Annotated in this window: 10 protein-coding genes and 1 other RNA gene; all 11 read left to right on the plus strand. The window is 52.1% G+C overall.

Annotation, left to right across the window (positions count from 1 at the left end):
* Nucleotides 1-93: 93 nt before the first annotated feature.
* Nucleotides 94-363: a LexA regulated protein gene (gene ybfE / locus B2R29_RS12075; protein WP_301181293.1), complete on the plus strand. Its 270-nt coding sequence runs from the start codon at nt 94-96 to the stop codon at nt 361-363.
* Nucleotides 364-453: 90 nt separating this feature from the next.
* An RNA gene (gene ffs / locus B2R29_RS12080) (signal recognition particle sRNA small type) lies at nt 454-550 on the plus strand.
* Nucleotides 551-649: 99 nt separating this feature from the next.
* Nucleotides 650-2,803 (plus strand): DNA polymerase III subunit gamma/tau, encoded by a 2,154-nt coding sequence (dnaX, locus tag B2R29_RS12085; protein WP_301181294.1) that lies wholly within the window; start codon nt 650-652, stop codon nt 2,801-2,803.
* A 43-nt stretch (nt 2,804-2,846) separates the two neighbouring features.
* Nucleotides 2,847-3,173: a YbaB/EbfC family nucleoid-associated protein gene (locus B2R29_RS12090; protein WP_068442809.1), complete on the plus strand. Its 327-nt coding sequence runs from the start codon at nt 2,847-2,849 to the stop codon at nt 3,171-3,173.
* Nucleotides 3,174-3,176: 3 nt separating this feature from the next.
* Nucleotides 3,177-3,704, plus strand: a complete 528-nt coding sequence (locus tag B2R29_RS12095) for a hypothetical protein (protein ID WP_301181295.1) — start codon at nt 3,177-3,179, stop codon at nt 3,702-3,704.
* Nucleotides 3,701-4,843, plus strand: coding sequence for a ribonuclease D (gene rnd, locus B2R29_RS12100; RefSeq protein ID WP_301181296.1), 1,143 nt, complete (start codon nt 3,701-3,703; stop codon nt 4,841-4,843). Before B2R29_RS12095 ends, rnd begins: the two co-directional genes overlap by 4 nt.
* A 3-nt stretch (nt 4,844-4,846) precedes the next feature.
* On the plus strand, nt 4,847-5,140 hold the full coding sequence (locus tag B2R29_RS12105) for a YcgL domain-containing protein (protein WP_301181297.1): 294 nt from the start codon (nt 4,847-4,849) through the stop codon (nt 5,138-5,140).
* Nucleotides 5,137-5,580 (plus strand): YcgN family cysteine cluster protein, encoded by a 444-nt coding sequence (locus B2R29_RS12110; protein ID WP_301181298.1) that lies wholly within the window; start codon nt 5,137-5,139, stop codon nt 5,578-5,580. Before B2R29_RS12105 ends, B2R29_RS12110 begins: the two co-directional genes overlap by 4 nt.
* Complete coding sequence (locus tag B2R29_RS12115) at nt 5,568-5,987, plus strand: hypothetical protein (RefSeq protein ID WP_301181299.1); 420 nt, start codon at nt 5,568-5,570, stop codon at nt 5,985-5,987. The genes B2R29_RS12110 and B2R29_RS12115 overlap by 13 nt, the downstream gene beginning before the upstream one ends.
* Nucleotides 5,988-6,251: 264 nt before the next feature.
* On the plus strand, nt 6,252-6,920 hold the full coding sequence (locus B2R29_RS12120) for a YEATS-associated helix-containing protein (RefSeq protein ID WP_068443108.1): 669 nt from the start codon (nt 6,252-6,254) through the stop codon (nt 6,918-6,920).
* Nucleotides 6,921-6,968: 48 nt separating this feature from the next.
* On the plus strand, nt 6,969-9,131 hold a 2,163-nt coding region (locus B2R29_RS12125; protein WP_301181300.1), incomplete at its 3' end, for a vWA domain-containing protein.

Here is a 9,131-nt window from a genome sequence, read left to right on the forward strand (position 1 = left end):
TTGTGCATTTCTCGGGGATAATTCACGCTTTGGCGGCGCTTGCTGCCAATCTTCATGATCGCAGTATTCAGAATGTGCAGTTAAGGTAGCTCCATGTCGGTCCAGCCGGAAGACAGAACAACGATAGATATGTTCAGCTCGTCAGGGCCGGGCCGACCACGCAGTAACCCTTATGACAGAACTCATCAGTCCCGGTTGAATAAGCGCAGTCAGCGAATGCGTGATAAGCACGCCGGGCTGCACCGTCTTGAGGTGAAACTTCCTGCCCATGTCGTTGCTGCTCTTGATGATGCGGCGGATGAGTTAGGCTTGTCCCGCGCTGAAGTCATTACCAAAGCATTGGAGCAGTGGCTTCATCTCTGACGCAATGAATTGTTCATAAGATCTTGATTCTGAAGCGTGTTTTGGCTAATGTACGCCTCCCCGCTGATCGCGGGGCGTTATGGTGGCCTTTGTCGGTCCCCTCGCAACGATACACCGCGAACCCCGCCAGGTCCGGAAGGAAGCAACGGTAGTGGTCGACTCGTGTGCCGGGGTGTGGCTGGCAGAGGTCATCTCCAGTTTTTCCTTTCCATATTGTCACTGACTTTACCCGCTGATCCAGTTATCATGCGACTTGAATACAGGTATTCAGGCCGAATAGATTTTCATGAGTTATCAGGTACTTGCGAGAAAATGGCGTCCACGTTTCTTTGATGAAATGGTCGGACAAGAGCACGTCTTGCGCGCGCTTATCAATGCGCTCAATGAAGGGCGTCTCCATCATGCGTATCTGTTCACTGGCACGCGCGGCGTGGGCAAAACGACAATTGCCCGGATTCTGGCTAAATGCCTTAACTGTGAGCAGGGCGTCAGCGCCAGGCCGTGTGGTGAATGCTCCTCCTGCAGAGAGATTGCGGAGGGACGTTTTGTCGATCTGATTGAGGTGGATGCTGCATCCCGCACAAGGGTCGAAGATACTCGTGAACTTCTCGATAATGTGCAATACGCACCGACCCGCGGCCGCTTTAAAGTTTATCTGATTGACGAAGTGCATATGCTGTCAACGCATAGCTTCAATGCACTGCTGAAGACGCTGGAAGAGCCTCCCGAGCACGTTAAGTTTCTTCTCGCGACAACCGATCCTCAGAAGCTTCCTGTTACGATTCTTTCCCGCTGCTTGCAGTTCAGCCTCAAAAACATGACGCCTGAGCGTATTGTGGGTTACTTAGGCAAAGTACTGCAGGCAGAGTCAGTCCCTTACGACGAGCCCGCGCTGTGGTCTCTTGGGCGCGCAGCACAGGGCAGTATGCGAGACGCTTTGAGCCTCACCGATCAGGCCATCGCTTTTGGCGAAGGTGAGGTGCACGAGTCTCAGGTTAACTCCATGCTGGGGAGTATGGACCGCGGAAGATTGTTCAGGTTGGCTGAAGTTATGGCCAAAGCCGATGCCAGTGAAATTCTGGCTGAAACCGCATCAATGGCAGAGCACTCACCAGACTACGATGAAATCCTCCAAGGGCTTCTGCATATCTGGCATCGTGCATCGCTCGCTCAGGTTGTTCCCGATGCGATTGATAATGCCGAAGGCGATCGGGAAGCGATTCTGCAGTTGTCGATGGCAATGCCTGCTGAAGATTTGCAGCTGTGTTACCAGATCGCGCTGCAGGGCCGTCAGGATCTGGCGATGGCCCCCGAGCCGCGTCAAGGATTCGAGATGATTCTACTGCGCATGTTGGCCTTCCGTCCTGCGCCTGACGTTGTACCTGAACTTGACCTGGTCTCGGCGCTCGAAAAAAAAAAGCCACTGACGACGGTTCCGTCTGAGACAAAGGTTGATCCAGAAATTGGATTGAATGCTGAATCAAAGACTGAAACAGCCGTCGACGATGCCCAGGATATCCCAGTGGCTGAAGCGGCCGCTACTGAGTCAGTCATCTCTGAGCCAGCTGCTTCCGTGCAGGCATCAGAGACAGCAGAGGCCTCTCCGCAGCCCTTTCCTCAGACCTCAGCGTCTCACGCTGCACCGGTACAAGATCCTCCTGCTGATGCAGAAACTGCCGACACCAGAGTCAATTCTTATTCTGACGTGGCCAATACAGATGAGAGTGATTCGACGGAAGCTGATCACGCAGACGATCATGTTGACTCGGTCGATGATGTGCGCTCTTTCGATGATGTTAAAGAAGCCGCAAGTCCAGAAACAATTTCGCCGGAAGCAACGAAACCTGAATTAATTCAGCCAGAGCCAGTTAAGTCAGCGGACGTTCGTGCTGGAGGTGCTCAGGATCGACGGGATGGATCACTGGCAGATCTGATGGATAATCCGGTCGAAACGGCTGTTGCCGATGGCACTTCGCAAAATACCGAACAGCCAACTCCTGATGAGGATGAAGCGGGCGTCGTTGCCAGTGTCGATGAGCTGCCGGAACTTGCTCCCCACACCTGGCATATGTGGGTTGACCATCTCGCTCTTGCTGGCCTGCCAATGGCAATTGCCAGAAACAGTGCCCTTATCAGAAGGGACGATTCATCCGGCGCTGCAGTGCTTGAATTTGATGTCGACCCCGCACAAGGGGCGTTGTACAACGATACGCAGCGGGAGAGAATCACGGCTGCGTTGAGGGAGCTTTTACCGGGCGTCACACTCATCATGACGCTGACTGCGACACGCGGTGAAACCCCAGAGCAGCGTCGTCAGCGTTTGCTGGCAGATGCGCTGTATTCCGCGCGTCAGGCAATCGATAGTGACCCGCTGGTAGACCAGATTATTAATGAATTAGGCGGACAGGTTATTGAAGACACTGTACGCCCGAATACCTGAATGTTATCTAAGAATTGACCAGAAGAATTGAAGAGAGGTACGCATGATTAAAGGTGGAATGGGCAACCTGATGAAGCAGGCGCAGAAGATGCAAGAGCAGATGGCCAAAGCTCAGGAAGAGTTGGCCTCTGCGGAGGTGACGGGTGAGGCTGGAGCGGGCCTGGTGAAAGTGGTTATGACTGGCCGTCACGATGTTAAGCGCGTAGATCTTGATGACTCAATCATGGAAGAAGAGAAAGAGTTACTGGAAGATCTTCTGGCAGCAGCAGTCAATGACGCTGTTCGTAAAATCGAACAGAACAACCAGGAGCATATGTCGAAACTGACTTCTGGCATGGGCCTTCCAGCGGGCATGAAGCTACCGTTCTGATCTATGGCCAGCCGACCGCGTGATTATCAGCTGCTCTGCGAAGCAATAGACGGCCTGCCCGGAATCGGAGCGCAGGCCGCTGAGCGCCTGGCTGAGTGGTTGGTGTATCGCGGTGATGTCGGGCAGTTATCTGACATCCTTACCCGCATAAAGCATTCAGAGCATTGCAAGCACTGCAATCGGATACAGTGCCAGCAGGACTGTCAGTCTGGTGACGATGCCGCCAGATTCTTTGTCGTTACGTCGACAGAAATGCTACTTGAACAGCTTTCGATGCTTGTCGATTATTGTGGTCCGCTTTTTGTGTTGCACGGCGAGTTGTCGCCAGCTAATGGTACCGGCCCGTCACAATTATGTATGGACGACCTGCTTGCGTCCGTAGAGGCTTTCCCCGACGCATCATTATTGGTGCTCAGTAGTGATTCGGTTGAAGGGCGAACGACGGCTGAATATATTTTCCGTCGCACGGGTCGGGGAGGAGAACGCGTCAGTGTTGAGCGGGCGTGCGAGATATTAAGGGGTCATGATTGACTGAATATACAGAACAGACTGAAGTACCCGTGCCAGAATGGATAGCGACGGACAAGCAGCTGAATGATGCTTGTGCAAAGTGGTCTTCAGCGGTCTACCTTGCGGTCGATACCGAGTTTGTCAGAACCAGCACTTTTTATCCTAAGCCAGGTCTGATTCAGGTGGCTGATGATAAATCATGCGCACTGATTGATCCTCTGGAAATTAATGACTGGAGTGCCTTCAGAGCCTTGATGTTATGCCCGGATGTGGTGAAAGTATTCCACTCCTGTGCGGAAGATCTTGAGGTATGCAAACGGATATTCGATTCAGTGCCCACGCCTCTGTTTGATACTCAGATAGCGATGGCGCTGTCTGGATATGGTGGCTCTGTGGGCTTTCAACGTGCCGTCAGCGAGTTGCTTGAGCTTGATATCCCCAAAGAAGCGACCAGAACCGACTGGCTACAGAGACCGTTAACGTCGGTACAGATGGAGTATGCGACGGCCGATGTTTTTTACCTTTTTCAGATTTATCCTCTGCTAAAACACAGATTGGAAAAACTCGGTAGGGAATCCTGGGTTGAGGAAGAGTGCGCCCGGTTAGTACTGGCAGCAAGTCAGCCGGACACCGATTACAGCAGTGCATTTCAGAAAGTGAAATCGGGCTGGAAACTGCGACCTCAGGAACAAAGTATTCTGCAGCAGTTGGCAATATGGCGCGAGGAAGAAGCGCGTTCACGCGATGTGCCTCGTAACAAGGTTGCAGATGATCCCGCACTTTGGAATCTCTCCCGGTTCAGAGCGAGGAATCGGGATCAGCTTTATAAAGCCGGTCTGCGTGCCAACATCATTAAAGAATGCGGAAAACAGCTATTGCAGATAATTCAGCGTGCGCAGAGTCTGGATTCAGAGGAATGGCCTGAACTATTGCAGCGACCACTTTCTGTTGAAGACGGCAATCTGATGAAGTTGCTTAAAAAAGGCGTGGTGAAAAAAGCAGAGGCGCTCGACATACCGCCCGAAATGCTGGCAAATAAAAAAACACTGGAAGCACTGATTCGTGCACCAGAAAATGAGTTGCCGCCCTTGCTCATGGGGTGGAGAAAAACAGAAATAGGTGATGCCCTGTTGGTGCACCTGAACGAAATCAGGCAATAAATTATGACGGCGAATAAGCGCGTATTGTGTGACGTTTATAAAACACGTCGCAAGGATGAGATGTACCTCTACGTTGAAAAAAAAGAGGGTATGGCAAGAGTGCCTGAAGAGTTGATGGAGATGTTTGGTAAGCCCGAGCTGGCTCTGACTTTACTGCTCACTCCAGAAAAAAACCTCGGTAGAGCCGATGCAGAAAAGGTACTGGCGGATATCGAAGAAAAGGGTTTTTATCTGCAGATGCCTCCAGCTAAAGAGACTTATATGCTTGACCTCTTTTGTCGTAAGGACGATGAATGAGTGCTGATAAGCGCTTCTGGGAAACAACGCCGTTAAACGAGATGAGCCGTGAGCAGTGGGAGTCTCTCTGTGATGGCTGTGCTTTGTGTTGCTTGCATAAACTCGAAGACGAAGACAGTGGGGATGTTTATTACACGGATGTGCACTGTCGCTATATGGATAAAAGCAATTGCCAGTGCACCGTCTATCAGGAACGCCAGGCCCATGTTCCTCATTGTGTCTGGTTAACACCTGAGCAGGCCTCTGAGTTTCATTGGCTACCGGAGACCTGCGGTTATCGCCTGGTTGCGGAGGGCAAGCCTCTCAAGGAGTGGCATCCCCTTATCAGCGGAGATGCTGAGTCTGTGCATCGTGCAGATATTTCACTGCGAGGTAAGGGTATTGCCGATAATCTCGTGAATGAAGAGGACTGGGAAGATCACATTATATGGAAAGCCTGACTGATTATTTTGCCTTTTGGGCCGTTTATGTTCTCGCAGGCCTGCTTGGGTTCTGGTGTTGGGGAAAAATGGCGTTCTGGGTGAAGGCCCGTGGTATTGGTTACCACATCTACAGCGCTGTAGGCGCCATCATTATTTTTACGCCGGTGCCTGTTCCAGATGCTGATACAGAAGTCTTATCGCCTGGGTTTATCGCTGCTCCTTTTGCTTTGATATCTGAGGGTGTGGCTGGGCTTGAGCCGTTTATTCCCTGGTTTGCAGTCTCTGCGGGGATTGCTCTGTCGGTGACTTTCGTCGGCCTGTTGGCAGGACTTGCTCCCAAGCCTGACAAGCAGAAAGAAGGGGATAAACCTTCTGCGAAAGCGGTCAGGAAGACTGCGCCCGTTAAGGGGAATCCTTTCCGTTGATTCAGGGGCAAGGCCTGGTGCCTTGCCCGTAAGTCAACGTCTTTTTGCCTGCCAGCGTGCTCGTTGTGCCACAACAGAACATGCTTCCGTGTCCTACCTGTATCTTAGTTCTGCTGTGACTTACACGCTGATACGTACTTTTCTGGCTAACTCTCAAAACTTTGCTAGTTTTAATTCATACCGTGCCCAGATTGGGCACAGAATTTAAAACGCATGTCTGATTAGTGACACAGGCACCTCGCGGTGCTACTGAGGGTTTAGAAAATGGCTAACCATATATTCATTCTTGCTACCGTAATGCTTCTTGCAGGGATCTTCGGCGGTCTGGTGAACTTTTACCTGTACGGTGATAAAGACCCGGATTCGGCAAGCCTTCCGCGATTTCTGGTGGTCGGTGTGGGCGCATCTTTCCTGGTACCGGTTGTTCTGGATATGGTGAACAGCGAGCTGGTTCTGGAGAGTCAGGGTGATCCCTCGCAACTGCTGATCTTTACGGGTTTCTGTCTTGTTTCTGCGCTGCTTAGCCGATTTGTTATCGATAACATGTCGGACCGGATTCTCAACGAAGCGAACGTAGCTCGTCAGCGTTCAGAAGAAGTCGAACAGGATTTGCGTATCATTCAGAATGAGCTTCTTCCTTTGATTGATACAGAAACCGAGAAGGACATGAGCGGCTATGACCCGCAAATGGCAAACGTATCCGAGGAGCTGGACACCACGTCTACCCAAATCCTCAAGATTCTGTCGAATGGCCGGTATATCTTCCGATCTCTGGCGGGGGTGTGTCGTGAGTGTAATCAGGAAGAATCTACTGTTCTTAAAACACTGCATGTACTGACGACCCGAAGTCTGGCCGGTAAGGTCAGTGGTAAAAATGGTGTGCGTTGGCACATCACAGAGAAAGGTCGTCGTGTTCTCGAAAATAGCCTCTGATTTTGACTGAGCTGGATTTTGACTGAGTTAAAGGGAGTCGGAGCTTCTATGCTGTTTTTCCGAACGATTTGCCTGACGGTACTGTTTACCCTCTTGTCCGTAAGTGTTTGGGCCGACGAGGGACCTGCGCCGGATGTACGAATCGTGATCGACATCTCTGGCAGTATGAAGGAAACGGACCCGGAGAACCTCAGACGCCCTGCACTGAATCTGTTGACGGAACTTCTGCCGGAGGGGGCCCGTGCAGGCGTATGGACCTTCGGACGTTACGTAAATATGTTGGTTCCCCTGGGTACGGTAGATGAAGCCTGGCGCCAGAAGGCACGTGCGGCGAGTGGGGATATCAGTTCAGTTGGCCTCAATACAAATCTCGTGGATGCCCTTGACCGAGCACTTTACGAGGCAACTCAGAACAGTCAGTTTGATCAGACAGTCATTCTTCTGACCGACGGTCGGATTGATATGGATACCTCCGGTGGTGACCCGGAGACAGCGGCGAATACTGCCGCTCGCGAAAGGCTCATCAGCGCCGTTCTTCCTGAGTACATGTCGAAGAATGTCCGCATTCACACGCTCGCATTATCGGACGCTGCCGATGTCTCCATGCTTGGGCAGTTGGCTATGGAAACCGACGGTCTCGCCCTGAAAGCCCATACTAATGACGAACTGATGCCTGCTTTCCTGAAAGCATTTGATCGCGCGGTACCAAGCGAGCAGGTCCCGCTTGTTGGTAATACCTTCAATATTGATCCAAGCGTTAACGAATTTACCGCGCTGATCTTCAGAGCGGCTTCCAGTAAACCTACAGAGCTGGTGTCGCCTTCAGGTTTGCGTATCTCTCAGAATTCTGCGGCGACCTCTGCGGATGTTCGCTGGCATCATGATCTTAATTTTGACCTGATTACCGTTAAATCTCCCGAGGACGGAGAATGGGCTGCCGACGCTGATGTCGCGCCAGACAGTCGTGTGCAGATCTTATCGGATCTCAAATTGAAAGTGACGGGGCTTCCGGGGAGTTTGTTTTCAGGTGTACCAGTTCAGCTCGAAATGTCCCTTGAAAATGAGGGTGAAACGGTCGATGAAGAAACCATTCTGCAGTTGACGGATGTCAGCCTGCAGGTCACAGCCCCCGATGGGCGCACCGGAAGTAAGTTGTTGTCCGACCCGGAAAGCCTCCCAGTTGACGGTATCTTCAGAGAGACTCTCAGTCGATTGAATCAGCCAGGGGAGTACCGACTCGAGATTAACGCCCAGGGGCGTACATTTGAGCGTAAGCAGGTCCTGACGGCGACACTGGCAGAGCCGATGCGCGTGGAGGTTGAGCCCGATGTGAATCAGCAAATTCTTAATGTGCGTGTTTACCCTCAGAGCGACCTCGTTGATACCAGTTTGTCACGTGTGATTTCCAGAATATCGAGCCCGGATGGCAGTTCCATGATTAATGCGATGGAGTATTCGGGAGAAAACGATGCCTGGGAGTTGGCGCTCATGGCCGACAAGGGGCCGGGGAACTACGAGATCATGCTTAATATTCGGGGAGTGTCTGCCAGCGGTAAGACATTCAAAAGTAAACCCGAGAGCATCCCTGTGACTTTTCCTCTTGTGTCTGAAAGTGCTCCTGAAAGAGCGGCCTTGGCATCTATGATGCCTGAGCAGCCGCAAGTCGCAGGCACGGCCAGTTCGGAAGATGATCCCGCCGAAAACGAGGGGGGTGCTGCAGAATCCGCTGCGTCGCCTGATAATCAATCTAAGCAAGAGCAACCTCAATCTGAAGAGGTGCCTTCGCAGGATGTGAGTACTCCGGCACCAGAGGAAGTCGTCCCCGACCTTGCGGCGAGGTATAGCGAGCAGGTTGCGACAGAAGAAGTTGAAACCGAAGAAGAGTCTGGCGTCGCCTGGTGGATTTACGTACTACTGGGTGTAGCGAACCTGGCGCTTCTAGGTGGTCTGGCATGGTGGTGGTTGATGCGGCGCAAAGGAAAGGCAGAAAGCCCGGAGGATGTTGCGGCCCGTGAGTCGCTGGATCTTGAAACAGGCCAGCTTGATGACGCCGACCTGGACTCAGCGGACTTCGATAACTTTGACGGCGCAGAGGAAGAGGAAATCCCAGCTGCTGAGGAAGAAAGTCGCGTGACTGCGTCTATGGGCGGCGATACTGACATGGGAAGCCCTGAGCCAGCTGCCGATGCAGCAGAGTCTGCCGATGACGAT

It is taken from the genome of Thalassolituus sp. UBA3500, assembly GCF_002377545.1.
GTDB lineage: Bacteria > Pseudomonadota > Gammaproteobacteria > Pseudomonadales > Oceanobacteraceae > Thalassolituus.